The organism is Schumannella soli (assembly GCF_006517435.1).
GTDB classification, from domain to species: domain Bacteria; phylum Actinomycetota; class Actinomycetes; order Actinomycetales; family Microbacteriaceae; genus Schumannella; species Schumannella soli.
Map to the genome: position 1 here is coordinate 285,017 of NZ_VHQG01000004.1, position 24,899 is coordinate 309,915.

The 24,899-nt window shown below is 71.3% G+C and carries 25 protein-coding genes; 7 read left to right on the forward strand and 18 right to left on the reverse strand.

From position 1 onward, the window contains the following. Positions 1–37 precede the first annotated feature (37 nt). The 3 genes from FJ657_RS14080 to guaB form a co-directional block, all read right to left on the reverse strand. Positions 38–1,159 carry a GuaB3 family IMP dehydrogenase-related protein gene (locus tag FJ657_RS14080; RefSeq protein WP_141164344.1) on the reverse strand — a complete coding sequence of 374 codons (1,122 nt, stop codon included), beginning with the start codon at positions 1,157–1,159 and terminating at the stop codon, positions 38–40. Positions 1,160–1,212: 53 nt separating this feature from the next. Further along, positions 1,213–2,337 (reverse strand): carboxypeptidase-like regulatory domain-containing protein, encoded by a 1,125-nt coding sequence (locus FJ657_RS14085; protein ID WP_181408989.1) that lies wholly within the window; start codon positions 2,335–2,337, stop codon positions 1,213–1,215. Between the two features lie 177 nt (positions 2,338–2,514). Next, a complete protein-coding gene (gene guaB / locus FJ657_RS14090) occupies positions 2,515–4,017 on the reverse strand; it encodes an IMP dehydrogenase (protein WP_141164346.1) in 1,503 nt (500 codons plus the stop codon). A 386-nt stretch (positions 4,018–4,403) separates the two neighbouring features. Here guaB and FJ657_RS14095 point away from each other — a divergent pair, with 386 nt between their 5' ends. From FJ657_RS14095 to FJ657_RS14110, 4 genes are read left to right on the forward strand one after another with little or no spacing between them, the layout of a single operon-like run. Then, positions 4,404–5,762, forward strand: a complete 1,359-nt coding sequence (locus FJ657_RS14095; RefSeq protein WP_141164547.1) for a branched-chain amino acid ABC transporter permease — start codon at positions 4,404–4,406, stop codon at positions 5,760–5,762. 10 nt (positions 5,763–5,772) lie between these two features. Next, a complete protein-coding gene (locus tag FJ657_RS14100; RefSeq protein ID WP_141164347.1) occupies positions 5,773–6,744 on the forward strand; it encodes a branched-chain amino acid ABC transporter permease in 972 nt (323 codons plus the stop codon). Beyond that, positions 6,737–7,672, forward strand: coding sequence for an ABC transporter ATP-binding protein (locus tag FJ657_RS14105; RefSeq protein WP_141164348.1), 936 nt, complete (start codon positions 6,737–6,739; stop codon positions 7,670–7,672). The genes FJ657_RS14100 and FJ657_RS14105 overlap by 8 nt, the downstream gene beginning before the upstream one ends. Further along, positions 7,662–8,498, forward strand: a complete 837-nt coding sequence (locus FJ657_RS14110) for an ABC transporter ATP-binding protein (protein ID WP_141164349.1) — start codon at positions 7,662–7,664, stop codon at positions 8,496–8,498. Before FJ657_RS14105 ends, FJ657_RS14110 begins: the two co-directional genes overlap by 11 nt. A 419-nt stretch (positions 8,499–8,917) precedes the next feature. Here FJ657_RS14110 and FJ657_RS14115 read toward each other — a convergent pair whose 3' ends face one another. The 3 genes from FJ657_RS14115 to groES form a co-directional block, all read right to left on the reverse strand. Next, complete coding sequence (locus FJ657_RS14115) at positions 8,918–10,186, reverse strand: ABC transporter substrate-binding protein (protein ID WP_141164350.1); 1,269 nt, start codon at positions 10,184–10,186, stop codon at positions 8,918–8,920. A 124-nt stretch (positions 10,187–10,310) separates the two neighbouring features. Beyond that, positions 10,311–11,243, reverse strand: coding sequence for an EamA family transporter RarD (gene rarD / locus FJ657_RS14120; RefSeq protein ID WP_141164351.1), 933 nt, complete (start codon positions 11,241–11,243; stop codon positions 10,311–10,313). Between the two features lie 77 nt (positions 11,244–11,320). Continuing rightward, positions 11,321–11,617 (reverse strand): co-chaperone GroES, encoded by a 297-nt coding sequence (gene groES / locus FJ657_RS14125; protein ID WP_141164352.1) that lies wholly within the window; start codon positions 11,615–11,617, stop codon positions 11,321–11,323. A gap of 153 nt (positions 11,618–11,770) precedes the next feature. Between groES and FJ657_RS14130 the strand changes: the two genes are divergently transcribed. Continuing rightward, positions 11,771–12,943 (forward strand): THUMP-like domain-containing protein, encoded by a 1,173-nt coding sequence (locus tag FJ657_RS14130; RefSeq protein WP_141164353.1) that lies wholly within the window; start codon positions 11,771–11,773, stop codon positions 12,941–12,943. A gap of 86 nt (positions 12,944–13,029) precedes the next feature. On the opposite strand, the gene FJ657_RS14135 is transcribed toward FJ657_RS14130, so the two are convergent. From FJ657_RS14135 to tsaB, 5 genes are all read right to left on the reverse strand, one after another. After that, on the reverse strand, positions 13,030–13,509 hold the full coding sequence (locus FJ657_RS14135) for a DUF4190 domain-containing protein (protein ID WP_141164354.1): 480 nt from the start codon (positions 13,507–13,509) through the stop codon (positions 13,030–13,032). A 77-nt stretch (positions 13,510–13,586) separates the two neighbouring features. Beyond that, positions 13,587–13,877, reverse strand: a complete 291-nt coding sequence (locus FJ657_RS14140) for a DUF4190 domain-containing protein (RefSeq protein WP_141164355.1) — start codon at positions 13,875–13,877, stop codon at positions 13,587–13,589. A gap of 139 nt (positions 13,878–14,016) precedes the next feature. Then, on the reverse strand, positions 14,017–15,129 hold the full coding sequence (gene tsaD / locus FJ657_RS14145) for a tRNA (adenosine(37)-N6)-threonylcarbamoyltransferase complex transferase subunit TsaD (RefSeq protein ID WP_141164356.1): 1,113 nt from the start codon (positions 15,127–15,129) through the stop codon (positions 14,017–14,019). Then, complete coding sequence (locus FJ657_RS14150; RefSeq protein WP_255447354.1) at positions 15,126–15,770, reverse strand: GNAT family N-acetyltransferase; 645 nt, start codon at positions 15,768–15,770, stop codon at positions 15,126–15,128. The genes tsaD and FJ657_RS14150 overlap by 4 nt, the downstream gene beginning before the upstream one ends. Next, entirely contained in the window at positions 15,767–16,462 is a 696-nt protein-coding gene (tsaB, locus tag FJ657_RS14155; RefSeq protein ID WP_141164357.1) for a tRNA (adenosine(37)-N6)-threonylcarbamoyltransferase complex dimerization subunit type 1 TsaB, read from the reverse strand. The genes FJ657_RS14150 and tsaB overlap by 4 nt, the downstream gene beginning before the upstream one ends. Positions 16,463–16,603: 141 nt before the next feature. Between tsaB and FJ657_RS14160 the strand changes: the two genes are divergently transcribed. Continuing rightward, the gene (locus tag FJ657_RS14160) at positions 16,604–17,344 is read left to right on the forward strand and encodes a DUF899 family protein (RefSeq protein WP_181408990.1); all 741 of its coding nucleotides are present in this window, start codon (positions 16,604–16,606) and stop codon (positions 17,342–17,344) included. Between the two features lie 130 nt (positions 17,345–17,474). Here FJ657_RS14160 and tsaE read toward each other — a convergent pair whose 3' ends face one another. Genes tsaE through glmS form a run of 4 tightly spaced genes read right to left on the reverse strand, consistent with a single transcriptional unit; the run spans position 17,475 to position 21,463 of the window. Continuing rightward, positions 17,475–17,939 carry a tRNA (adenosine(37)-N6)-threonylcarbamoyltransferase complex ATPase subunit type 1 TsaE gene (gene tsaE / locus FJ657_RS14165; protein ID WP_141164549.1) on the reverse strand — a complete coding sequence of 155 codons (465 nt, stop codon included), beginning with the start codon at positions 17,937–17,939 and terminating at the stop codon, positions 17,475–17,477. A 35-nt stretch (positions 17,940–17,974) separates the two neighbouring features. Next, entirely contained in the window at positions 17,975–19,147 is a 1,173-nt protein-coding gene (alr, locus tag FJ657_RS14170) for an alanine racemase (RefSeq protein WP_141164550.1), read from the reverse strand. 56 nt (positions 19,148–19,203) lie between these two features. Beyond that, positions 19,204–19,566: a holo-ACP synthase gene (locus FJ657_RS14175; RefSeq protein WP_141164359.1), complete on the reverse strand. Its 363-nt coding sequence runs from the start codon at positions 19,564–19,566 to the stop codon at positions 19,204–19,206. A gap of 46 nt (positions 19,567–19,612) precedes the next feature. After that, positions 19,613–21,463, reverse strand: coding sequence for a glutamine--fructose-6-phosphate transaminase (isomerizing) (gene glmS / locus FJ657_RS14180; protein WP_141164360.1), 1,851 nt, complete (start codon positions 21,461–21,463; stop codon positions 19,613–19,615). 47 nt (positions 21,464–21,510) lie between these two features. On the opposite strand from glmS, the gene coaA reads away from it, so the two are divergent. After that, complete coding sequence (gene coaA, locus FJ657_RS14185; RefSeq protein WP_141164361.1) at positions 21,511–22,455, forward strand: type I pantothenate kinase; 945 nt, start codon at positions 21,511–21,513, stop codon at positions 22,453–22,455. 52 nt (positions 22,456–22,507) lie between these two features. Here coaA and glmM read toward each other — a convergent pair whose 3' ends face one another. Genes glmM through rplM form a run of 3 tightly spaced genes read right to left on the reverse strand, consistent with a single transcriptional unit; the run spans position 22,508 to position 24,860 of the window. Further along, positions 22,508–23,872, reverse strand: coding sequence for a phosphoglucosamine mutase (gene glmM, locus FJ657_RS14190; protein ID WP_141164362.1), 1,365 nt, complete (start codon positions 23,870–23,872; stop codon positions 22,508–22,510). A gap of 23 nt (positions 23,873–23,895) precedes the next feature. Continuing rightward, a complete protein-coding gene (gene rpsI / locus FJ657_RS14195) occupies positions 23,896–24,387 on the reverse strand; it encodes a 30S ribosomal protein S9 (protein WP_141164363.1) in 492 nt (163 codons plus the stop codon). A gap of 26 nt (positions 24,388–24,413) precedes the next feature. Then, positions 24,414–24,860: a 50S ribosomal protein L13 gene (gene rplM, locus FJ657_RS14200; protein WP_141164364.1), complete on the reverse strand. Its 447-nt coding sequence runs from the start codon at positions 24,858–24,860 to the stop codon at positions 24,414–24,416. Positions 24,861–24,899 lie beyond the last annotated feature (39 nt).

Consider the following 24,899-nt stretch of genomic DNA (forward strand, 5'->3'; position numbering starts at 1 on the left):
CGTCTGCACGTTTTCCCGGAATGGTCCGGGAGCCGCCTCAGCCCTGGGCGTAGGGCGCGACGACGACCTCGACGCGCTGGAACTCCTTGAGGTCGGAGTAGCCCGTGGTCGCCATCGAGCGACGGAGCGCGCCGATCAGGTTGGTCGTGCCGTCGGCCGCCGTCGACGGCCCGAAGAGCACCTGCTCGAGCGGAGCGATGGTGCCGACCTCGACGCGGTTGCCGCGCGGCAGCTCGCCGTGGTGCGCCTCGGCGCCCCAGTGGAATCCGCGTCCCGGCGCCTCCTCGGCGCGGGCCAGGGTGGAGCCGAGCATGACCGCGTCGGCGCCGACCGAGATGGCCTTGACGATGTCGCCCGAGGTGCCGAGTCCGCCGTCGGCGATGACGTGCACGTAGCGGCCGCCCGACTCGTCGAGGTAGTCGCGGCGAGCGCCGGCGACATCCGCCACCGCGGTGGCCATGGGCGCGTGGATGCCGAGCGCCGAGCGGGTCGTCGACGCCGCTCCCCCGCCGAAGCCGACGAGCACGCCGGCCGCACCGGTGCGCATGAGGTGCAGCGCCGCGGTGTACGTGGCGGCGCCGCCGACGATGACCGGCACGTCGAGCTCGTAGATGAACTTCTTCAGGTTGAGCGGCTCGACGGTCTTGGAGACGTGCTCGGCGCTGACCGTCGTGCCGCGGATGACGAACAGGTCGACGCCCGCATCCACGACCGCCTGGTAGTGCTCCTGCGTGCGCTGCGGGCTCAGCGCGCCGGCGACCGGCACGCCCGCGGCGCGGATCTCGGCGAGGCGCGCCTTGATCAGCTCGGGCTTGATCGGCTCGGCGTAGATCTGCTGCATGCGCTTCGTCGCCGACTCGGCCGGCAGCGTCGCGATCTCGGCGAGCACCGCGGTCGGGTCCTCGTAGCGGGTCCAGACGCCCTCGAGGTCGAGCACGCCGAGTCCGCCGTGGCGGCCGATCGCGATCGCCGTCTCGGGGCTGACCACCGAGTCCATGGGGGCGGCGAGCACCGGGATGTCGAAGGTGAAGGCGTCGATCGTCCAGCTCACGCTGACGTCCTGCGGGTCGCGGGTGCGCCGGCTGGGGACGACGGCGATGTCGTCGAAGGCGTACGCGCGTCGGGCCCGCTTGGACCGGCCGATCTCGATGTCAGTCACCGGGCAAGCCTAGCGGCGACGCGGTGGATGCGATCCGGGTGCGGCCGAGGTCGTCAGCCGTCCGACTCCCGGTCCGCGTCGATCGACGGGCCGGCCGCGGCCCCGGCCGCCGCGCGACGACGCCGCAGGCCCGCGATGACGGCGAGCGCCGCCCCGACCGGCACCGCCGCGGCGGCGCCGACGATGAGCCACGGCGGCGCGGTGACGCCGGTCGCGGCCAGCTCGGGCGCGGTCGCGGCCGGAGCCGTCACCGGCGGCGCCTGCACGATCGGGTCGCCGGCGCGCACCGCAGCCGCGGTCGCGAAGACCGGCTGTCCGTCGTCGTTCGGAATCGGGCTGACGGTGAGCGCCGGGCCGTCCTCACGCCCGTCCTCGGTGGCGACGAGCGTGACCGGCTGCGGGAACAGCTCGGGGATGTCGAAGGCGCCGTTCTCGTCGGTCGTCGCCGTGGGCGCACCGGGAAGCGGCTGCCCGGCCGAGTCCGCGACGACGACGGTCGCGCCGGGCACAGGGGCTCCGGACGCATCCGTGACGTTGCCGGCGAGGCTCGCCGTGTGCCCGACGAACCAGAGCTGCGCGAGTGGCGAGCCGTCGATGCGGGTCGAGGTGATCGACAGTGTCGTGATCGGCACGGAGGGGCTGAACCAGCCCGCGGCACCGTTCGTGTCCTGTCCGGTCGGAGAGAGCACCCCGGTCAGCACGCCGGAGTCCGGATCGAACGCCGTGATCGCGGCGGGCGTGCTCGCGTAGTTGAACCCGCCCTGGAAGCCGAGCTGGTCACCGGTGACCGAACCGGCTGGCCCGGCGGCGCTGATCGTGATCGACTCCGCGTCGATGTCACCGAGGATGAACGACCATCCCGAGGTCGGAGTCGGCGCGGCGAAGGTGAATGTGGTGGTCGACGGCGCCGTGTTCGAGACCGGGCCGAAGCTGAGGTAGCTGCTGCCCGACGAGGTGCCGTACAGCTGCCCGGGCGGGGTGCCCGCTCCGATGGTCGCGCTGACCGGGGTCGACGGCGGCGGGGCCGTGGTCGTGTAGGTCGAGTCGGGGAAGCCGGGCGCGAGCGAAACCGCAGCGGGGGCGGTCGTGATGGTGGCGTATTTTCCGGCGCGCTGCCCGGGCGCCGCCTGCGCGCTCAGCGCCGTCGTGGTCAGCAGCGCCGCGGCCACCGCGGTCACGCCGAGCGTCCGTCCCCGAAACCCCATGCGCCCCATGCGTCACACAGTAGAGCGGCCCTTGTCCCCCTGTCGAGGGGAGAAGGGCCGCTCTGCTGACGCGTGGTGTCGGGGATCAGCGCGAGGAGCTCGGCGCCTCGACCGTCATCGGGATGTCGGATCGGGGAGCTCGTGTGCGACTCAGCGCGAGTAGTTCGGCGCCTCGACCGTCATCTGGATGTCGTGCGGGTGGCTCTCCTTGAGACCCGCCGGCGTGATGCGCACGAACTTGCCCTGCGCCTTGAGCTCGGGGATCGTGCGGGCGCCGACGTAGAACATCGACTGACGCAGGCCGCCGACCAGCTGGTACACGGTCGCGGCGAGCGCGCCCTTGTAGGCGACGCGGCCCTCGATGCCCTCGGGGATGAGCTGCTCGTCGCTCGGCACATCCGCCTGGAAGTAGCGGTCGCGCGAGTACGAGGTCTTCTTGCCGCGGGTCTGCATCGCGCCGAGCGAGCCCATGCCGCGGTAGTTCTTGTACTGCTTGCCGCCGACGTACATGAGGTCGCCGGGGCTCTCGTCGGTTCCGGCGAGCAGCGAGCCGAGCATGACCGTGTCGGCGCCGGCGACGAGCGCCTTCGCGATGTCGCCCGAGTACTGCAGTCCGCCGTCGGCGATGACCGGCACGCCGGCCTCGCGGGCGGCGAGCGAGGCCTCGTAGACCGCGGTGACCTGGGGCACGCCGACACCGGCGACGACGCGGGTGGTGCAGATCGAGCCCGGGCCGACGCCCACCTTGACGGCGTCGACGCCGGCGTCGATGAGCGCCTGGGCGCCTTCGCGGGTCGCGGCCTGGCCGCCGATGACGTCCACGCCGGCGAAGGCCGGGTCGGCCTTGAGGCGGCGCACCATGTCGAGCACACCGGCGCTGTGGCCGTTCGCGGTGTCGACGACGATCACGTCGACGCCCGCCTCGAGCAGAGCGGTGGCGCGCTGCCAGGCGTCGCCGAAGAAGCCGATCGCGGCGCCCACGCGCAGGCGGCCCTGCTCGTCCTTCGTGGCATCCGGGTACTTCTCGGTCTTCTCGAAGTCCTTGACCGTGATGAGGCCCTTGAGCTTGCCGTTCTCGTCGACGAGCGGCAGCTTCTCGATCTTGTGCTCGGCGAAGATCGCGATCGCCTCGTCGGGGTCGATGCCCACCGGAGCGGTGATGAGCGGGGCCTTCGTCATGACGTCGCGCACGAGCGTGGTCTGGTGCTCGAAGGGGGCGACGAAGCGCATGTCGCGGTTCGTGATGATGCCGACCAGGGTTCCGTCGCTCTCGACGACCGGGACGCCGGAGACCCGGAACTGACCGCAGAGCGCGTCGACGTCGGCGACGGTCGCCTCGGGCGTCGTCGTGACCGGGTTCGTGATCATGCCCGACTCGGAGCGCTTCACCTTGTCGACCGCGGCGGCCTGATCGGCGATCGACATGTTGCGGTGCAGGATGCCGATGCCGCCCTGGCGGGCCATGGCGATCGCCATGCGGGCCTCGGTCACGGTGTCCATGGCGGCGGAGAGCAGCGGCACGGCCACGTCGATGCGCTTCGTCAGTCGCGAGCGGGTCGACGCCTCGCTCGGGATGACGTCCGTGTAGCCCGGCAGGAGCATGACGTCGTCGTACGTGAGACCGATGAATCCGAACGGATCGGGCTGTTCCATGGTGTCCTTCGCCTGTTTTTCCCGCCCCGTACCGGGGGCGATCGCCTCGTGGTGGGAAGAACCGGCTGCGGCATCGGAACCGGTAGTCCATCGTAACGGTCGCGGATGGCCCTTCATTCCCCCTCCGCACCCGCCTCCGACGACGGATCCGGTCGCTCCGCGCCCGAATCGTGATCCGTCTCGACTTGCGCCCGGGCACCGCGCCCCGGATTCTTGTCCCTACGTGATTCACCGTCGAAACACGTCCGACACATCCACGGGTTAACTTCGCCGGTGGATGCGAGGCATCCACCCAGCCCCCGACCTGCACTCAGGAGGCAATCGAAGTGGGAATTCTCCCTGTCGACCCCCGGCGTCAACGCGCCGTCGGCATCGGACTGATCGGGATGGCGTTCGCAGCGCTCGTCGCCGTTCTGCCGATCGCCGCGCCGCTCGCCGCCGCGGCCGATCCCATCGACCCCAGCACCGCCGACGAGAGCATCTCGATCTGGCTGCGCGAGCGCGACTCGAAAGCGCCCGTCCCTAACGTCACGGTGGAGGTGAAGGGCAAGAGCTTCGACGAGACGTTCACCACCGATCCGGATGGACGCGTACTCGTCGGGCTGCCGAGCGGCGGCGACTACACGGTCACCGTCGACACCTCGACGGCGCCGGCCGAGATCGGCACGCTGCCCGCAGCTCAGAACCCGCGCAAGCTGACGGTTCAGAACACCAACAAGAACGTGCCGGTGAACTTCCTGTTCACGACCGACGCGGGCGCCGGAGGCGGAGCGTCGACGACGCCGAGCGACGGGGCCAGCCCCTCGCCCGACAGCAGCGCCGGTTCGAGCTCCGGCAGCGGCGACAGCTCCGGCAGCCCCGCGATCACCGGCGGCCTCGTGGCCTCGAAGATCGTCACCGGCATCATCTACGGCCTGCTGCTCGCGCTTGCCTCGATCGGCGTCTCGCTGATCTACGGCACCACCGGGCTCAACAACTTCGCCCACGGCGAGCTGGTCACCTTCGGCGCGCTGATGGGCTACCTGTTCTCGAGCATCCTCGGACTTCCCGGCTTCGTCGGCATCATCGCCGCGGTCCTGCTCGGCGGCCTGTACGGCTTCGTGCAGGACACGGTGCTCTGGCGCCCTCTGCGCAAGCGCGGCGTGGGCCTCGTGCCGCTGATGATCGTCAGCATCGGCCTCGCCCTCGCGACCCGCTACCTCTACAGCTTCTTCTTCGGCGCCGACCGCCTGACGCTGCCGAACGACCCGTCGCCGTTCCTCAGGATCGGCTCGGTCAGCCTGCGCTTCACGGATGTGATGGGCGCGGTCGTCGCGCTCGTCGTGCTGCTGGCGGTGGCCTGGGTCATGCTGCGCACGCGGCTCGGCAAGGCCGCCCGCGCGGTCTCCGACAACCGCTCGCTCGCCGCGGCATCCGGCATCGACGTCGACGGCGTCATCCGCTGGATCTGGATCGGCGGAGGCGCGCTCGCCGGCCTCTCCGGCGTGCTGATCGCCTACTACCAGTCGCTGCGCTGGGACACGGGAAGCCAGATCCTGCTGCTGATCTTCGCGGCCGTGACCCTCGGCGGTCTCGGCTCGGCGTTCGGCGCCCTCGTCGGATCGATGGTCATCAGCGTCTTCATGAACCTGTCGACGCTGTTCATCCCCGACAACCTGAAGTACGTGGCGGCTCTGGCCGTCATGATCGTCATCCTCCTGGTGCGACCGCAGGGCATCCTCGGCCGCCGCGAGCGGATCGGCTAGGAGGGCGACCGTGGACTTCAACTTCATCCCCCTGGCCTTCGGCGAGGCGATCTCGCCGACCACCGCGGCGTACGCGCTCGCGACCATCGGTCTCGTGGTGCACTTCGGCTTCACCGGCCTCGTGAACTTCGGTCAGGCCGGGTTCATGGCGATCGGCGGCTACGCCTTCGTCGTGACCAGCCTTCAGTTCAACTGGCCGCTGCCGTTCGCGATCCTCGCGACCATCGTCTGCAGCGTGATCTTCGCGTTCCTGCTGGGGCTTCCGACGCTGCGACTGAGGGCCGACTATCTGTCGATCGTCACGATCGCCGCGGCCGAGATCGTCAGACTCTCGGTCAAGACCCCCGAGCTCACCGGCCTCACCGGCGGCGCGACGGGTCTCAACGGCGGCGCCGAGTCGTTCCAGGACCTCAACCCGATCCCGAACGGCCAGTACCTCGGACCGCTGCACATGAGCGCGGCCGACCTCTGGTCGGCGATCGTCGGCTGGTCGCTGGTGCTGCTCGCCTGCCTGCTCGTCTGGGCGCTCATGCGCAGCCCCTGGGGCCGCATCGTCAAGGGCATCCGCGAAGACGAGGATGCGGTGCGCGCCCTCGGCAAGAACGTCTTCAGCTACAAGATGCAGGCGCTCGTGCTGGGTGGTGTGCTCGGCGGTCTGGCCGGAGCGCTGTTCATCCTGCCGCGCTCCCTGCAGCCGGATAACTACGGCACGCAGCTGACGTTCTTCCTCTACACGATCATGCTGCTCGGCGGCGCGACGACGATCTTCGGGCCGCTGCTCGGCGCGGCGATCTTCTGGGTCGTGCTGTCGCTCTCCGACGGCCTGCTCAGCGTGGCCGTCACCAACAACATCCTTCCCATCTCGAGCACCCAGCAGGGCCCGATCCGATTCATCATCGTCGGCGTCGCGCTCATGCTGCTCGTGATATTCCGACCCCAGGGCATCCTGGGCAAGAAGGCCGAGGTGTTCTTCCGTGCCTAAGACGGATGTGAACGAGCTCATCGCGGGGCCGGTCGCCCCGGGCGTGCCGAAGAAGAACCCGATCGTCGTCGCCGACGGCATTACCCGCACCTTCGGCGGCTTCACCGCGGTGAACGTCGACCACGTGGAGATCCCGGCGAACGCGATCACGGCGCTGATCGGGCCGAACGGCGCCGGCAAGACGACGTTCTTCAACCTGCTCACCGGCTTCGACAAGCCGAACGAGGGGCGCTGGACGTTCCTCGGCGAGCAGCAGTACGGCGTGCCCGCCCACAAGGTCGCCCGGCGCGGCATGGTGCGCACCTTCCAGCTGACGAAGGCGCTCAACCTGCTCAGCGTGATCGACAACATGCTGCTCGGCGCACCCCAGCGCCCGGGCGAGCGGTTCCTCACGTCGCTGATCCCCTCCACCTGGCGTGCGCGCGAGGAGGAGCTGACGGCGAAGGCCGACGACCTGCTGAAGAAGTTCAAGCTCGACGCCAAGCGCGAGGACTTCGCCGGCGCCCTCTCGGGCGGCCAGCGCAAGCTGCTCGAGATGGCCCGTGCGCTCATGAGCGACCCGAAGATGGTCATGCTCGACGAGCCGATGGCCGGCGTCAACCCGGCGCTGACCCAGTCGCTGCTGGGCCACATCCTCGCTCTCAAGGAGGAGGGGATGACGGTGCTGTTCGTCGAGCACGACATGCACGTCGTGCGCGAGATCGCCGACTGGGTCATCGTCATGGCCGAGGGCAAGGTCGTCGCCGAGGGCTCCCCCGACACCGTCATGGACGACCCCGCGGTCGTCGAGGCGTACCTCGGCGCCCACCACGACACCGACCTCGGCGACGTGCGCGGCCAGCAGGAGATCGCGAAGGACATGGAGTCCGATCTCATCAAGCAGGAGATCGAGGAAGAGATCGAAGAGGAGGCCGCCGATGGCCGCTGAGCTGGAGACGGTGCTGAAGACCACCGACCTCGTCGCGGGCTACCTGCCCGGTGTCAACATCCTCAACGGATGCTCGGTCACGGTCGGCAAGGGCGAGCTGGTGGGCATCATCGGCCCGAACGGCGCCGGCAAGTCGACCCTGCTCAAGGCGATCTTCGGTCAGGTGAACATCCGCGGCGGCTCGGTCACCCTCGCCGGCCAGGACATCACCGGGCTGAAGGCCGACAAGCTCGTCAGCCGCGGTGTCGGCATGGTTCCGCAGACGAACAACGTGTTCCCGTCGCTGACCATCGCCGAGAACCTGCAGATGGGCCTCTACCAGAAGCCCAAGATCTACAACGAACGCCTCGAGTTCATCACGGCGCTGTTCCCGGAGCTGTCGAAGCGTCTCGCGACGCGCGCCGGCTCGCTCTCGGGCGGCGAGCGCCAGATGGTCGCGATGTCGCGGGCGCTGATGATGGATCCGAGCGTGCTGCTGCTCGACGAGCCGAGCGCGGGCCTCTCGCCCGTGCGTCAGGACGAGACCTTCATCAACGTCTCGCAGATCAACCGCGCCGGCGTCTCGGTTCTGCTCGTCGAGCAGAACGCGCGCCGCGCGCTGCAGATCTGCGACCGCGGCTACGTGCTCGACCAGGGGCGCGATGCCTACTCGGGCCCGGGTCGCGAGCTGATGAACGACCCCAAGGTGATCGAGCTGTACCTCGGCACCCTGGCGGCCGATCAGGAGAAGGCGAAGGCCTCGGCAGCGAAGCCCGCTGCCGCGGCGAAGAAGCCCGCTGCGGCGGCGAAGGCCGCGAAGCCGGCGGAGTCGTCGACCGAGGGCTGATCGCCCGTCAGAACGCCACGAGGGGCCCCGGATGCGTGCATCCGGGGCCCCTCGTCGGTGTGCGGTGCGGCGCGGCGCGGCGTGCGGTGCGGATCACAGTCGCGCGACGTCGTCCCGCTGCTCGATTCAGGACCGACGCGTCGAGTCGCTCGGGCTCGCCAGTCCGACGCGCCGGTGTGGAGCGTGTCGGATGCGCGGAACGCATCGCGGTCGCCGGTGCGGGTTCGGGCGCGGGCCGGGGAGATCCCCGGGAGAAGTCGGTGGCGTCGACCCCGCGCAGCGGCACCGCACGGCGGCACCGCGAGGGCTACCGCGCTGCGGCATCGCACGGCGGCACCGCGCACGCTCCCGTGCACGACGAAGGGGGCCCGGCCTGATGGCCGAGCCCCCTCGAGATCGCGGTCAGAGACCGCGTGACCTCAGTTCTTGGTCAGGTCGCCGAAGACGGCGTCCTCGTACTCGGTCTTGTTGCCGGCCGTGTACTTCCACACCGAGACGTAGGCCTGCGACGGGTCGCCGTTCTTGTCGAACGAGATCGGGCCCGACTGGCCTTCGTAGTCGACGTCCTTGCCGTCCTTGATCAGCTTCGCGCAGTCCTCGAAGGTCTTGCACTTCTCGCCGCCCTCGGAGACCGACTGCAGGTTGTCGCGGATCGTCTTGCCGTCGGTCGCCTTGCCCTGCAGCGCGGCGAGCGCGAGCAGGATGGTGGCGTCGTACGACTCGGGACCGTAGGTGAACACCGACAGCTTCTTGCCGGCGGCCTTGTCGAGCTTCGCGGCGAAGTCGTCGCTCGCCTTGACGCCCGGGTTGGTGAACTGCGCGCCGGCGATGTCGACGTTGGTGTACTTGTCGTCGATCACGCCGTAGTTGCCGTCGACGCCGTAGAGCTTCGTGAAGTCGAAGCCCTGGCCCTTGAGCTGCTCGGCGATGACCTTGATCTCGTCGTAGCTGATCACGAGCAGCGCGTCGGGGTTCGGCGCGAGGGCGGTCGTCACCGCGGAGGTGAAGTCGCTGGCGCCCTCATCGAAGGTGACGTTGGCGGCGAGCTCGATGCCGTTCTCGTCGAAGTACTTCTTCACCGAGTTGTCGAGGCCGATGCCGTAGTCGTTGTTGCCGTAGAGCACCGAGACCTTGGTGGCGCCGTCGGAGACGATCTTCTGAGCGACGACCTGGCCCTGCAGCACGTCCGAGGGAGCGGTGCGGAAGTAGTAGCCGTCGTCCTTGTAGGTGGAGAAGGCGGGCGAGGTGTTCGCCGGCGAGATCTGCACGACACCGGCCTGCGTGATCTGGTCGATGACCGAGAGCGAGACGCCCGAGGAGGCCGCGCCGACGATCGCCGAGACGCCGCTGGCGAGCAGCGCCTTGGTCGACTGCGTGGCGATGTCGGTCGAGGTGTCGCCCGAGTCCTTCTGCGTGGTCGAGATCTTGATCCCGGCCTTGGCGGCGTTGATGTCGTCGACGGCGGCCTGGACGCCCGCGATCTCGGGCGGGCCGAGAACCGCGAGGGTTCCGGTCGTCGGCAGCAGCGAGCCGATCTTCAGGTCGAGGTCGCCGCCCGAGCCGCTGTCGCCGCCGCTGCCGCCAGTGGCGCAGCCGGAGAGGACGAGCGCGGAGGCTCCGAGCAGCGCGACGCTGCCGAGAACCGCCCGGATCGAGCGGGAAGACGTGGGGCGTGAAAGGGCACCCATGTTGCTCCTTGAAGGTGATGTGCAGGGAAAGCTTCAGGTGCAGACGCACCCTCGCGTGGGTGCAAAAGTAACCGCCCTGTAAGGCGGAGACAATAAGCCGGTGTTACAGCCCTGTAACGCCTGATCAGGCGAGCACGCGCCGCTCCCGGCGCGCCGCCCCCGCGGCCCGCAGCGCATCCGCGCTGAGCAGGATGAGCGCCAGCCAGACGAGCCCGAACCCGATCCAGCGCTCGAGGTCGATCTGCTCGTGCAGCAGCACGACGCCGGTGATGAACTGCAGGACCGGCGCGAGGTACTGGGTGAGTCCGAGCGCGACGAGCGGGAGCCGGCGCGCCGCCGCCGAGAAGAGCAGCAGCGGAGCTGCGGTCGCGATGCCCGACAGGGCCACCAGGATCGTGTGCGCGACGCCGTGCCGCCCGAAGTCGAGCCCGGTGATCGAGCCGACGACGATGAGCTGCACGATCGCGACGGGCAGCAGCCAGGCGGTCTCGACGGTGAGGCCGCCGATCGCGTCCACTCGGCCGCCGACCTGCTTCTTGATGAAGCCGTAGGTGCCGAAGCTCAGCGCGAGGATGAGCGAGATCCACGGCACGCTGCCGTAGCCGACGGCGATGACCGCGATCGCCACGACCGAGATGCCGACCGCGACCCACTGCGCCGGACGCAGCCGCTCGCGCAGGAAGACCACGCCGAAGAGCACGGTCACGAGCGGGTTGATGAAGTAGCCCAGCGAGGCCTGCAGCACCTGGCCGCCGAGCGCGGCGACGACGAACACCTGCCAGTTGACGTAGATGACGACGGCGGCCGCGAGCAGGGCCAGCATCGCGCGCCGGTCGCGCAGCAGCCGACCGAAGGAGCGCCAGCCGCGCACGATCGTGATGAGCACGACGCAGACGACGAGCGAGAAGAGGATGCGCCACGGGATCAGCTCGAAGGGGCCGATCGGGGCGAGCAGCACGAAGTATCCCGGCAGCAGCCCCCAGAGCAGGTAGGCGCTGCCGGCGAAGGCGAGCCCGGAGCCGAAGCGCGGAGAGGATTCGGGCTCGGGCTCGGTCACCGCGCGAGCCTAGCGGGACGACGAAGGGCCCCGCCGCGCGATGCGGCAGGGCCCTTCGGAAAGCGGAAGAACGCGGGTCAGCGCTCGACGACCGCGAGCACGTCGCGCGCCGAGAGCACCAGCAGGTCCTCGCCGCCGAACTTGACCTCGGTGCCGCCGTACTTGGAGTAGATGACCTTGTCGCCCACGGCCACGTCGACCGGGACGCGGTTGCCGTTGTCGTCGACGCGACCGGGGCCGACGGCCACGACCTCGCCCTCCTGGGGCTTCTCCTTGGCGGTGTCGGGGATCACGAGGCCCGACGCGGTGACCTGCTCCGCCTCGACCTGGCGGATGACGATGCGATCTTCGAGCGGCTTGATTGCGACCGACACTCTGACCCTCTTCTTTCGTTGAAGTCCGTTGGCACACTCCGTTCGAGAGTGCCAAAGACACCATAGCGCGTCGTTAGCAGTCGTTCAATGCGAGTGCCAGCGACGCGACACCCGGCGCAACCCGGCCGGCGCATCCGCGCATAGGGTTGCCGGATGGACACGGCCGAGCTGCAGGAGCTGCTCACCCCCGAGAGCCTGGCCCTGCTCGACGAGCTCGACCTCGACGCGCTCGGCGACGCCGTGGCCGCCGTCTCGCGGCTGCGCGCGGCAGGCCACTCCCCTGCCCGTGTCGCCGCCGTGCTCTCGCAGGCGCGCCTGCGCCGCCGCGCCCGGGCGAAGTTCGGCGCCTTCGCCGACCGGATGCTGTTCACCGGCGCCGGTCTCGAGCAGTCGACGCGCCTCGCGGTCGCCTCGCTGCACGCGGGGCGATTCGCGGCCGCGGGTCTCGACCGCGTCGCCGACCTCGGCTGCGGGATCGGGGCGGATGCGCTCGCGCTCGCCGGCCTCGACCTGGCGGTGCTCGCCGTCGAGCGCGACGAGCCGACGGCGGCCCTCGCGGCCTACAACCTGGCCCCGTTCCCCCGGGCGCGCGTCGAGTGCGCCGACGCCACCTCCGTCGACCTGAGCGAGGTGGATGCGGCCTGGCTCGACCCGGCCCGGCGCAGCGCGGGCCGCCGTCTCGACGACCCGGGCGACTGGGAGCCGTCGCTCGACTTCTGCTTCGACCTCGGCCGCCGCATCCCCGTCGGCATCAAGCTCGGGCCCGGCGTCGACCGCGGGCTGCTGCCGGAGGGCTTCGAGGCGCAGTGGATCTCGGCCGATCGGGAGGTCGTCGAGCTCGTGCTGTGGTCGGGTGTGCTGGCCCGCCCCGGCGTGGGCCGTGCGGCGCTCGTGCTCGGCGCGCACGGCGCCGCCGAGCTGGTCGCGGACGCCGACAGCGCGGACGCCGAGACGGGCGACCTCGGCGAGTGGATCTACGAACCCGACGGCGCCGTCATCCGCGCCCGCCTGATCGGCGACCTCGCGCGGCGACTCGACGGGCGGATGCTCGACGAGACGATCGCCTGGATCACCGCCGACGAGGCCGTCGACACCCCGTTCGCGCAGCGTTTCCGGGTCGTCGACGAGCTGCCGTTCGACGAGAAGAGACTCAAGCGGGAGCTGCGCGAGCGCGGAATCGGCACGCTCGAGATCAAGAAGCGCGGCGTCGACGTGGATCCCGCGCAGCTGCGCAAGCGACTCGCCCTGAGCGGGGCGGCCTCCGCGACGCTGGTGCTGACGCGCCGCGCGGGCGCACGCGTGGCGCTGCTCGCCGAGCGCGCCTGACGCGGCGCGGCGCGGCGCATCCGGACCGGTGCCCGGAACGACGAAGGGGGCCGGCTCATCCGAGCCGACCCCCTTCGCGAACCGACTCAGTAGTCGTAGTAGGCGCTGGTCGACGCCGCGGCGATGATCGCGATGATCCAGAAGATCACCGCGATGACGCCACCCGCGATGCCGATGTAGCCGAGGATCAGGCCGGCGAGAGCCAGGCCGCGGCCGCCCTCACCCGTGCGCTTGATCTGACCGAGCGCGATGTGGCCGGTGATGACGGCGCCCAGCGAGACGACGAAGGCGAGCACGAGCGAGATGATCGCGAGCGTGTTCGTGCCCTGCGACTGCACGGGCTGGTAGCCGCCGTACTGCGAGCCGGGGGCGCTGTAGGTCTGCGGCGCGGCCTGGCCGTAGGGCTGGGCGGGCTGACCGTAGGGCTGCTGCTGCGGCTGCTGACCGTAGGGCTGCTGCCCGTACGGCTGCGCGGGCTGCTGGCCGTAGGGCTGCTGGGGCTGCTGCGGCTGGCCGTAGGGGTTGCCGCCGGCCGGCGACGCGGGAGGAGGAGGGATGTCGCTCATGCGAAGACTCTATTCATTGTGGGGCGGTGGCAGACGACGATGCCCCGGCATCGGAGCCGGGGCATCGTCGCTGAGGTTCAGTAGCTGGTGTAGTTCCCGGCGCCCGAGGCGGCGAGCACGACGCCGAAGATGATCCACAGCACGCCGATCACGAGGCTGGCGATGCTGATGATGAGACCCGCGAGGGCCAGGCCGCGGCCGCCCTCACCGGTCTGCTTGATCTGGCCGAGGGCGATGATGCTGACGATCAGACCCGCCAGGCTGAAGACGAAGGCCAGGATCAGGCCGACGATCGCCAGCGTGTTGGTCTTCGCCGCCGGGGCCGGGGTGTATCCGGTGGGCTGGGCGGGAGGAGGGGTTGCGGTCATTTTCGGCTCCTAGATAGGTGAGTCGTCAGCGCATGACAGCCTGTCAAAGCCCTGAATGCGTGTCAACGCGCCAGACCGTGTATTTCGAGATGTGTTCAGCAGTTCGCCGGGGCCCGTTCGCCGGTCGACGCGCGGCGGGTCACACCGCCTGCACCTCGGTGACCGGCAGAGTCGAGTCGGCGGCGAAGTCGAGGGGCGACGGCGCCCGCCCCGCGGCGACGAGCTGAGCGCCGACGCTGGCGATCATCGCCCCGTTGTCGGTGCACAGCGAGAGCGGCGGGATGCGCAGCGCGACGCCCGCTGCCGCACAGCGCTCTTCGGCGAGTCCGCGGATGCGGGCGTTCGCGACCACTCCCCCGCCGAGCAGCAGCCGCGGCACGCCGTGCTCGGCGCAGGCGTCGAGCGCCTTCGTGATCAGCACGTCGGCGACGGCCTCGCGGAACGACGCCGCCACATCCGCCGTCGGCACTTCGTCGCCGCGGTCGCGCGCGGCTTCGACCGTGCGCGCGACGGCGGTCTTGAGCCCCGAGAAGGAGAAGTCGAAGCGGTGGCGCTCGCGATCCTTCGGCGCCGTGAGCCCGCGGGGGAAGCGGATCGCGCGCGGATCGCCCGTCGCCGCGGCGCGGTCGATCTGCGGACCGCCCGGGTACTGCAGGCCGAGCAGCCGGGCGACCTTGTCGAAGGCCTCGCCGGCGGCGTCGTCGATCGTCTCGCCGAGCAGCTCGACGTCGTCGATGAGGTCGCGCACGAGCAGGAGGCTCGTGTGGCCGCCGCTCACCAGCAGCGCGATCGTCGGCAGCTCGAGCTCGCCGCGATCGTCGGAGACGGCGGGCGTGCCGGCGGTCGAGCCCGCCGCAGTGCCGACGGCGGCGGGCGGGCGCAGCAGGTCGGCCCCGACGTGCCCGACCAGATGGTTCACGCCGTAGAGCGGCTTGCCCGTCGCCAGCGCGAGCCCCTTCGCGGCGCCGATGCCGACCATGAGCGCGCCGGCGAGTCCCGGTCCGCTCGTGACGGCGATCGCATCCAGCTCGTCGAGCGTCACGCCGGCTTCGGCGAGCGCCGCCTGCAGCGTCGGCTCGATCGCCTCGAGGTGCGCGCGCGCCGCGACCTCCGGCACCACGCCGCCGTAGCGCGCGTGCTCGTCCATCGACGAGGCGATGACATTGGCGAGCAGAGTCCGGCCGCGCACGATGCCGACGCCGGTCTCGTCGCAGCTGGTCTCGATCCCGAGAACAAGCGGTTCGGCGGTCACGGCGAGGCCTCCTCGGTCGGGTCGACGGCGAGCTGCTTGCGCATGATGACCGCGTCGATCGCGCCGCGGTAGTAGCGGGGGCGGATCGCGATCTGCTCGAATCCCTCGGCGGCGTAGAGCGACTGGGCGACGCTGTTGTCGATGCGCACCTCGAGCAGCACATCACTGAGTCCACGCCGCTCGGCCTCGGCGACGAGGCGGCGCAGCAGGTGCCGGCCGAGACCGGCGCCGCGCAGCTCGGCGACGACGGCGATGTTCTGCACGTCGCCCTGCTCGGCCGACGACGGGGCGGAGAGCCCGGCGTAGCCGACGATGTGGGAGGCCGAGGCGGATGCCGACCCTGACGGCGGGAGCGGCGGCACCGTGCCGACGACCTCGGCCCCGACGGGGCCCGCGCCGCCGGACCGGCCCGCGCCGGCGACGGCAGGCGGGCCGGCGACCTCCCGCGCCCCGTCGCGCTCGGCGACCAGATAGAAGGTGTGCGGCGAGGCGAGCTCGCTGCGCATCGCCTCGGTCGGCCACGGGTCGTCGGCGAAGACCTCGTGCTCGAGCGCCATCAGCTCGTCGAGATCACCCGGCTCAGCCCGACGCACGTGCACGCCCGGCGGCGGGGATCCCGGGTCGGTCGCCGCGGCGTTCACGCGGTGACCCGCTTCGGCCCGGCCGAGAGCGTGACGTCGGGCGGGCGCAGATAGAGGGGCTCGAGCGCGGGGCTCACGACGCCGCTCGCCCGCAGACGCTCGGCGAGCAGCCCGAGGGCTCCGGCAGGGATGACCGCGGCATCCACGCGCAGCGCGCCGGCGAGCTCAGCCCCGGGCGCGGTCAGCTCGGCGAACAGGCTCTCCGCGTCGTCGCCGCGCACGAGCTCGGGTCCGCGCAGGGCGACGGGGATGCGGGGCGCGGCGGGCGCGGCGGGCGAGGCCGACGAGGCGGTCGAGGTCGACAGCGACGCGGGAGCGGGCGCGGCGAAGGCGGTCCACGCGAGTTCCCGACGACGCGCGTCCGTCACCACGAGGACCGGGCCGTCGGCGTCGAGCGCGACGGCGGCGTGCGAGGGCACGCCGATCACCGGGACGCCCCGCCCGAGCGCGAAGACGCGGGCCGCGGCGATGCCGACGCGCAGCCCCGTGAACGGACCGGGGCCGAGCCCCGCGGCGACCGCATCCACCTCGCCCGCGGCGATGCCGGCCTCGGCGAGCGCGGCCGCGATGAGGGTGCCGACCTTCTCCGCGTGCGAGCGCGTGTCGGTCTCGACGAGTTCGGCGACGACGCGGTCGGGTCCGTCGACGACGGCGACGCTCGTGCCCGCCGAGGTGTCGATGGCGAGCAGCATCCCTCGAGCGTACCGTTGACCGGTCTGCCCGGCCCGCGTAATGTGGACGGCGTTCACATTGTCGTGACGCGCGACGCCCGGCCCGCTCGGAACCCCGCCCCGGACCGTGCCCGTGCAGCATCCGTTCGAGGAGGAACCGCCGTGACCGACGTCATCTCGCCCTTCGACGCCCCGCCCGGCGACCCCGTCGTCGTCAGCCGCGACGCCTGGCGCGAGGCGCGCATCCGCCTGCTGGCGCTCGAGAAGGAGGCGACCCACGCGCGCGACCGGGCGCTGCGCGCCCTGCGGGAGCTGCCCTTCGAACTCGTCGAGACCGACTACCGCTTCCTCGGACCCGAGGGCGAGGTCGGGCTGATCGACCTCTTCGAGGGGCGACGTCAGCTCTTCGTGCACCACATGATGTGGCTCGACAGTGACGAGGCCTGCCCCAGCTGCTCGATGTTCTACGACAGCCTGGGCCGCCCCGAGCACTTCGCCGCCGCCGACACGTCCGTGCAGTTCGTCGCCAAGGCGCCCTTCGCCTCGATCGAGCGGATGCGGGAGCGACTCGGCTGGGAGCGGCCGATCTACGCCACGGTCGGCACCGCGTTCAGCGACGACTTCCAGGCCACGATCGACCCCGCGCGCGGCGTGACCGAATACAACTGGGCGCCGTTCGGGGTCGGCGGCGACACCGCGTTCGACATGCCCGTGCAGTCGACCTTCCTGCGCGACGGCGACCGGGTGCTGCACAAGTACTCGGCGTGCGCGCGAGGAACCGAGCTCACGCAGAATTACCACGCGCTGCTCGACGTGACCCCGCTCGGACGGCAGGACGCCCGCGGTTGGGTGCGGCACCGAGACCGCTACGGCGCCGAGCACTCGCACCGCCATCACCACTGAGGCGTCGCCGATGCAGGGCGTCTCCGATCCAGGGCGTCTCCGATCCAGGGCGGCGCCGATGCAGGGCGGCGCCGCGCCCCGCGCCGAGCGCGCCGTCTCCGGCGCGCAGCAGGACCGCGACCCGGGTCGGTCAGTCGAGCGGCGGCAGCTCGACCCAGCGCGGCCCGACGCCCTCGACCACGACGTGCCGGGGCTCCTCTTCGGCATCCACCTCGTCGCCCGGTCCGAGCGCGGCATCCGCTGCCGCGCCGGTGCGCCGCTCGATCGCGATGCGCAGCCACGACGCGCTGACGCCGTCGAGCTTGCCCGCGCCCCACTCGACGACGGTGATCGATCCGGCCCAGTCGATGTCGAGATCGTCGAGCTCGAGCGCAGTCGCCAGCCGGTAGGCGTCGACGTGCACGAGCGGGACGCCGCCGGCGGTGGGATGCGTCCGCGCGAGCACGAAGGTCGGGCTCGTGACCGCGCCGCGCACGCCGAGCCCCTCGCCGATGCCCCGGGTCAGCGTCGTCTTGCCCGCGCCGAGCTCGCCGTCGAGCTGGATGAGATCACCCGCGCGCAGGTGCGCGGCGAGACGGATGCCGAGCTGCTCCATCGCGGAGGTGTCGGGGATCGTGAGCTCGAGCGCGGTCACGCGAGGCCACCCGCCGCCGCGGCCGGCGGCGTCGCCCGCGCCGCCTGCGCCGGCTGCGGCGCGCCGACGACCGTGCGCGCGGCACGTCCGCCGACGCGCGTGACGATCTCGTAGTCGATCGTGCCCGCGGCATCCGCCCAGTCCTCGGCGCTCGGCGCGCCCGTCGCCGGATCGCCCCACAGCACGGCGCGGTCGCCGACCGCGACCGGGGCATCGCCCACGTCGACGACGAACTGGTCCATGGCGATCCGGCCGACGACGGGATGCCGCACGCCGTCGATCGCGACGCTCGCCCCGCCCGAGGCGGAGCGCGGCACGCCGTCGGCGTAGCCGAGCGGCACGAGCGCGAGCGTCGTCGGCGCGGCGGTGCGGTGGATGTAGCCGTACGAGACGCCCTCTCCCGCGGGCACGCGCTTGACGTGCGCGATCCCGGCGCTGACCTCCATGACCGGCCGCAGCCCGAGCACGTCGACCGGAACCCGCGGATCGGGGCTGAGGCCGTAGCTCGCGATGCCGATCCGCACCAGGTCGAGGCGGGTCGCCGGCAGCGCGATCGCGGCGGCGCTCGCGGCCAGGTGACGCAGCTCGGGATGCACCCCGGCTTCGGCGAGCGCCGCGACGGCGAGCTCGAAGCGGGCGAGCTGAGCGAGATCCTCCTCCGGTGAGGTGCCGGAGAGGTGGCTGAAGACGCCGCGCACGCGCAGCCCCGCGTCGCGCTGCAGCTCGGCGACGCGGGCGATGACCGCGGGGGCGTCGTCGGCCTGGATGCCGTTGCGGCTCAGCCCGGTGTCGAACTTGAGGTGCACGGTCGCCCCGGCGGCCGCCGCGCGCTCCAGCTGGTCGAGCGAGCTCACCCCGACATCCACCCCGGCCTCGGCCGCCGGGCCGAAGTCAGTGTCCGGGCCGTGCAGCCAGGCCAGCAGCGGGGCGCGGATGCCGGCGGCGCGCAGGGCGAGCGCCTCGTCGAGGTCGGCGGTGCCCAGCCAGTCGGCGCCGCCGCCGAGGGCGGCACGCGCCGCGACGAGCGCGCCGTGGCCGTACGCGTCCGCCTTGACGACGACCATCGTGAGGGCGGGCGCGACGAGCGGCTTCAGGGTCGCGACGTTGTGGCGCAGCGCCTCCGCGTCGATGCGGATCTCGCGCAGCGGGCGCGCGGTCGCGGCGCTCATCCGGTCGGCGCTCATCTCCTCGGCGCTCATCCGGTCGCCGCTCGTCTCCTCGGCGCTCATCGCGCATCGCCTTTCTCGGCGACGACCATGGCGATCGCGACCCCCGCGTCGTGCGAGAGCGAGAGGTGCAGCCGGGTCACGCCGAGGTCGTCGGCGATCGCCTTCGCGGCGCCGCCGAGCGTGATCTCGGGCGATCCGTGCTCGTCCGAGCTGACGATCATGTCGTGCCAGCGGATGCCGGTCGAGCGCCCGAGCGCCTTCATCACGGCCTCTTTCGCGGCGAATCGCGCGGCGAGCGAGCGCAGCGGACGGTCGCGTTCGCTCTCAGCGAACAGGCGCTCGGCCAGCTTCGGCGTGCGCGAGACCGCGCGCTCGAACCGCGCCAGATCGACGACATCGGCCCCGATGCCGACGATCATCGCCGCACGCCGATCCGCGCATGCACCTCGCTCATCACCGCCCGGTCTACTCGACCGTGACCGACTTCGCCAGGTTGCGCGGCTGGTCGACGTCGAGGCCCTTCGCCGCGGCGAGCTCCATGCCGAAGACGTGCAGCGGCGCGACCGCCAGCAGCGGCTCGAACATCGGGCCGGCCAGCGGGATGCGGATGACCTCATCGGCCGACGACACGACCGCGGCGTCGCCGAGCTCGGCGATCGCGATCACGCGGGCGCCGCGCGCGCGGATCTCCTGGATGTTCGAGACGACCTTCGGGTGCAGCGACCCGGTGTGACGCGGGCTCGGCACCACGACGAAGACCAGCTGGCCCGGCTCGATCAGGGCGATCGGACCGTGCTTCAGCTCGCCGGCCGCGAAGCCCTCAGCGTGGATGTAGGCGAGCTCCTTGAGCTTCAGCGCACCCTCGAGCGCGATCGGGTACCCGACGTTGCGCCCCAGGAAGAGCACCGACTGCGTGTCGGCCGACCACTGCGCCAGCTCGGCGATGCGCTCTGAGGAGTCGGCGATGACCGACTGCAGCTTCTCGGGCAGGCTCGTCAGCTCGTCGATGAGCGGCTGGGCCGACTCCGGCGTCAGCAGTCCCCGCGACTCGCCGAGCTTGAGCGCCAGGAGATACAGCGCGGTCGCCTGCGCGACGAAGGCCTTCGTCGATGCGACCGCGACCTCCGGGCCGGCGTGGGTGTAGAGGATCGCGTCCGACTCGCGCGGGATCGTGGCGCCCTGCACGTTGCAGATCGACAGGGTGCGCGCGCCGGCGGCGCTCGCGTACTTGACGGCCATGAGCGTGTCCATGGTCTCGCCCGACTGACTCACCGACACGACCAGCGTGCGCTCGCTCAGCACCGGCTCGCGGTAGCGGAACTCGTGCGACAGCTCGACGTCGACGGGGATGCGCGCCCAGGCCTCGATCGCATACTTGCCGAGCATGCCGGCGTAGTAGGCGGTGCCGCAGGCCAGAACGACGACGCGGTCGATGTCGGCGAAGACGGGCTCGAGCGGCTCCAGCTCGGGGATCACCGTGCGCCCGTCGACGAGACGGCCGCGCAGCGTGTTCGCGATCGCCTCCGGCTCCTCGCTGATCTCCTTCTTCATGAAGCTCGGCCAGCCGCCCTTCTCGGCGGCGGAGGCGTCCCACGCGATCTCGAACTCGCGGGTCTCGACCGGAGCGCCCGCGAAGTCCGTCACCGCGACGCTGTCGGGGCGGATCGTGACGATCTGGTCCTGACCGATCTCCATCGCGTGCCGCGTGTGCTCGACGAAGGCCGCCACATCCGAGCCCAGGAAGTTCTCCCCCTTGCCGAGGCCGATCACGAGCGGGGAGTTGCGACGGGCCCCGACGACGACGCCGGGCTGATCGGCGTGCACGGCCAGCAGCGTGAAGGCGCCCTCGAGACGGTCGACCACGCGACGCAGCGCCTCGGTCAGGTCGTGCACCTCGCGGTATTCGCGGGCGACGAGCAGTGCGGCGACCTCGGTGTCGGTCTCGCTGAGGAACGTCTCGCCGGCATCGAGCAGCTCGGCCTTGAGCTCGGCGAAATTCTCGATGATGCCGTTGTGGATGAGCGCCAGGCGCCCGCCGTCGGCGAGGTGCGGGTGCGCGTTCACGTCGGTCGGCCCGCCGTGCGTCGCCCAGCGGGTGTGCCCGATTCCGGTGCGGCCGTCGGACAGCGGGGTCGCCGCGAGATCGTCGGTGAGGGTCTTCAGCTTGCCGGCGCGCTTGCGCATCCCCAGCTCGCCCGACTCGTCGAGGATCGCGACCCCGGCCGAGTCGTATCCGCGGTACTCCTGACGACGCAGGCCCCCGATCAGCACGTTCAGGCTGCTGCCCGGACCGACGTAACCCACGATTCCACACATGGGGTCGATTCTAGGTGGAGCGGCCTGTGCCCCTACGCTGAGGCACGATGTCTGACAGCGGTGCGGGCGGGACGACGCCCTTCGTCGAGATCCCTCGTGCCGAGTGGGCGGATCTCGCCTCCGAGGTCCCCCAGCCCCTGACCGAGGCCGAGGTCGCCGCGATCCGGGGACTCGGTGATGCGCTCGACCTCACCGAGGTCGCCGAGGTGTATGTACCGCTGAGCAGGCTGCTCAGCCTCTACGCCGCCGGCGCCAAGTCGCTGCACGCCGCGACGCGGGGCTTCCTGCGCGCCGACGACGAGGCTCCCACGCCGTTCGTGATCGGCGTGGCGGGATCGGTGGCGGTCGGCAAATCCACCATCGCGCGGCTGCTGCGCGAGCTGCTCGGCCGCTGGGATGACACGCCCCGGGTCGAGCTCGTGACGACCGACGGCTTCCTGCACCCGAACGCCGAGCTCGAGCGGCGCGGCCTCATGACGCGCAAGGGCTTCCCCGAGAGCTACGACCGACGCGCACTCCTGCGCTTCGTCAGCCAGGTCAAAAGCGGGGCCGCCGAGGTCGCGGCGCCGGTCTACTCGCACCTGACCTACGACATCCTGCCCGGCGTCGAGAACGTGACCCACCGCCCCGACGTGCTCATCGTCGAGGGCCTCAACGTGCTGCAGCCGCCGACCGCCGGCGGGCGCCTCGCGGTCAGCGACCTGTTCGATTTCACGATCTACGTGGATGCGCGCACGGCCGACATCGAGGAGTGGTACGTGCAGCGCTTCCTGCGCCTGCAGCGCGGGGCGTTCGCGGATCCCTCGTCGTACTTCCACCGCTACGCCGCGCTCAGCGAGGACGAGGCGGTCGCCCGGGCCCGCTCGATCTGGCAGGAGATCAACGAGCCGAACCTCGTGCAGAACGTGCTGCCGACCCGCGCCCGCTCCTCGCTCGTGCTGCGCAAGCAGTCGGATCACACGGTCTCGTCGGTGCTCCTCCGCAAGATCTGAGCGCCGAGCCGAGGCGGCACTCGGCGTCAGCGGACGGGTGACGCCCGGAGGGTCAGAGGGCGAGTGCGGCGCGCACGACGTCGGCGAGGTGCTCGGCGGTCGACCGGGCGACCGACTCGGTCGACGCCTCGACCATGACGCGCACGAGCGGCTCGGTGCCGCTGGGGCGCAGCAGCACGCGACCCGTGTCGCCGAGCGCCTCGGTCGCCGCGGCGACCTCGGCCGCGACGGTCTCGTCGGAAGCGAGACGCTCGCGATCGACGCCCGCGACGTTGATGAGCACCTGCGGGTACACCGTCATGACCGACGCGAGGTCGGCGAGGGTGCGGCCCGTGCGCGCGATCTCGGCGGCGAGGTGCAGGCCGGTCAGCACGCCGTCGCCGGTCGTCGCGTGGTCGGTGAAGATGATGTGGCCGCTCTGCTCACCGCCGAGGTTCGCGCCGTGCTCGGCGAGACCCTCGAGCACGTAGCGGTCGCCGACCGCCGTCTCGATCAGGCGGATGCCGTGCTCGGCCATCGCGACGCGCAGGCCGAGGTTCGACATGACGGTCGCGACGAGCGTGTCGTCGACGAGCAGTCCGCGCTCCTGGCGCGACACCGCGAGGATCGCCATGATCTGGTCGCCGTCGATGACGTTGCCGTCGGCGTCGACGGCGAGGCAGCGGTCCGCATCCCCGTCGTGCGCGATGCCGAGGTCGGCGCCGACCTCGAGCACCTTCGCCTGCAGCTTCTCGAGGTGGGTCGAGCCGACGCCGTCGTTGATGTTGATGCCGTCGGGCTCGGCGCCGATGAGCGTGACCGTCGCGCCGGCGAGAGCGAACGCCTCGGGCGAGACGCCCGCGGCGGCGCCGTGCGCGGCGTCGATGACGACGTGGATGCCGTCGAGCCGGTTCTTGAGCGTGCCGACGAGGTGCACGATGTAGCGGTCTTCGGCGTCGGCGAAGCGGCGGATTCGCCCGACGCCTGCGCCGGTCGGCAGGAGGTGCTGCTTGTCGAGAGCCGCCTCGATGCGGTCTTCGACGAGATCGGGGAGCTTGGCCCCGCCGAAGGAGAAGAACTTGATGCCGTTGTCGGGCATGGGGTTGTGCGACGCGGACACCATCACGCCGAAGTCGGCGTCGATGTCGCCGACCAGGAAGGCGGCGGCGGGGGTCGGGATCACACCGGCGTCGAGCACGTCGATGCCGGAGCTCGCGAGGCCGGCCGCGACGGCGGCTGCGATGAACTCGCCCGAGACGCGGGGGTCACGCGCCAGGACGGCACGAGGACGTCGACCGCGAGTGCGGTTCTCGTCCGCGTGCCGCCCTTGCGTGAGCACGACAGCCGCGGCCTGAGCCAGGCCGAGAGCGAGGTCCGCGGTGATGATCTCGCCGTTGGCGAGTCCGCGGACCCCGTCCGTTCCGAAGAGTCGAGGCATGTGAGCCGGCCCGGAGGGGCGGATCAGCGCTTCGAGAACTGCGAGGCCTTGCGGGCCTTCTTGAGACCGGCCTTCTTGCGCTCGATGACGCGCGCGTCGCGCGTCAGGAAGCCGGCCTTCTTCAGGGTGGCGCGGTTGTTCTCGCGGTCGATCTCGTTGAGAGCGCGCGCGATCGCGAGGCGCAGAGCGCCGGCCTGGCCCGAGGGGCCGCCGCCGGTGATCTTCGCGGTCACGTCGTAGCCGCCGATCAGGTCGAGCACCTTGAAGGGGTCGTTGATCAGCTGCTGGTGCAGCTTGTTCGGGAAGTAGTCCTCGAGCGTGCGGCCGTTGACCGCGTAGCTGCCGGAGCCCGGCACCAGGCGGACCTGGGCGATGGCCTCCTTGCGACGGCCGACGGCCGCGCCCGAGACGGTGAGGGGGGCACGCGGGGTGCTGGTCTCGACGGCGCCGGCGGGCGTCTCAGTCGAGTAGTTCTGCAGCGCCTCGCCGGTGATGGTGTCTTCGATCTTCGCCATGATTCGGTGATCCTCGGTTTCGGCGCTTACTGGGCGACCTGGGTCAGGGTGTAGGGCTTGGGCTGCTGAGCGGCGTGCGGGTGCTCGGCACCGGCGTAGACCTTCAGCTTCTTGATCTGGGCGCGGCCCAGCGAGGTCTTCGGCAGCATGCCGCGGATGGCCTTCTCGACCGCGCGCGTCGGGTGCTTCTCGAGCAGCTCCGAGTAGGCGGTGGCGGTGAGGCCGCCCGGGTAGCCCGAGTGGCGGTAGGCGAGCTTCTTCTGAAGCTTGGCGCCGGTCAGCGCGACCTTCTCCGCGTTGATGATGATGACGAAGTCACCACCGTCGACGTGGGGGGCGAAGGTCGGCTTGTGCTTGCCGCGCAGCAGGGCGGCGGCGTGGCTGGCCAGGCGGCCGAGCACGACGTCGGCGGCGTCGATGATGACCCAGTCGCGCTGGATGTCAGCGGGCTTGGGGCTGAAAGTGCGCGTCACGATAGGACTGCTTTCTCTCGAGGTGGTCGTGAATCCCGC

What these genes read in the sequence shown, in the direction of transcription:
- guaB (WP_141164346.1), bottom strand. Translation starts at nt 4,017, where the DNA reads ATGGAACAGCCCGATCCGTTCGGATTCATCGGTCTCACGTACGACGAC.
- FJ657_RS14095 (WP_141164547.1), top strand. Translation starts at nt 4,404, where the DNA reads ATGGCGTTCGCAGCGCTCGTCGCCGTTCTGCCGATCGCCGCGCCGCTC.
- FJ657_RS14110 (WP_141164349.1), top strand. Translation starts at nt 7,662, where the DNA reads ATGGCCGCTGAGCTGGAGACGGTGCTGAAGACCACCGACCTCGTCGCG.
- FJ657_RS14115 (WP_141164350.1), bottom strand. Translation starts at nt 10,186, where the DNA reads ATGGGTGCCCTTTCACGCCCCACGTCTTCCCGCTCGATCCGGGCGGTT.
- FJ657_RS14130 (WP_141164353.1), top strand. Translation starts at nt 11,771, where the DNA reads ATGGACACGGCCGAGCTGCAGGAGCTGCTCACCCCCGAGAGCCTGGCC.
- FJ657_RS14135 (WP_141164354.1), bottom strand. Translation starts at nt 13,509, where the DNA reads ATGAGCGACATCCCTCCTCCTCCCGCGTCGCCGGCCGGCGGCAACCCC.
- FJ657_RS14140 (WP_141164355.1), bottom strand. Translation starts at nt 13,877, where the DNA reads ATGACCGCAACCCCTCCTCCCGCCCAGCCCACCGGATACACCCCGGCC.
- tsaB (WP_141164357.1), bottom strand. Translation starts at nt 16,462, where the DNA reads ATGCTGCTCGCCATCGACACCTCGGCGGGCACGAGCGTCGCCGTCGTC.
- tsaE (WP_141164549.1), bottom strand. Translation starts at nt 17,939, where the DNA reads ATGGAGCAGCTCGGCATCCGTCTCGCCGCGCACCTGCGCGCGGGTGAT.
- alr (WP_141164550.1), bottom strand. Translation starts at nt 19,147, where the DNA reads ATGAGCGCCGCGACCGCGCGCCCGCTGCGCGAGATCCGCATCGACGCG.
- FJ657_RS14175 (WP_141164359.1), bottom strand. Translation starts at nt 19,566, where the DNA reads ATGATCGTCGGCATCGGGGCCGATGTCGTCGATCTGGCGCGGTTCGAG.
- glmS (WP_141164360.1), bottom strand. Translation starts at nt 21,463, where the DNA reads ATGTGTGGAATCGTGGGTTACGTCGGTCCGGGCAGCAGCCTGAACGTG.
- coaA (WP_141164361.1), top strand. Translation starts at nt 21,511, where the DNA reads ATGTCTGACAGCGGTGCGGGCGGGACGACGCCCTTCGTCGAGATCCCT.
- glmM (WP_141164362.1), bottom strand. Translation starts at nt 23,872, where the DNA reads ATGCCTCGACTCTTCGGAACGGACGGGGTCCGCGGACTCGCCAACGGC.
- rpsI (WP_141164363.1), bottom strand. Translation starts at nt 24,387, where the DNA reads ATGGCGAAGATCGAAGACACCATCACCGGCGAGGCGCTGCAGAACTAC.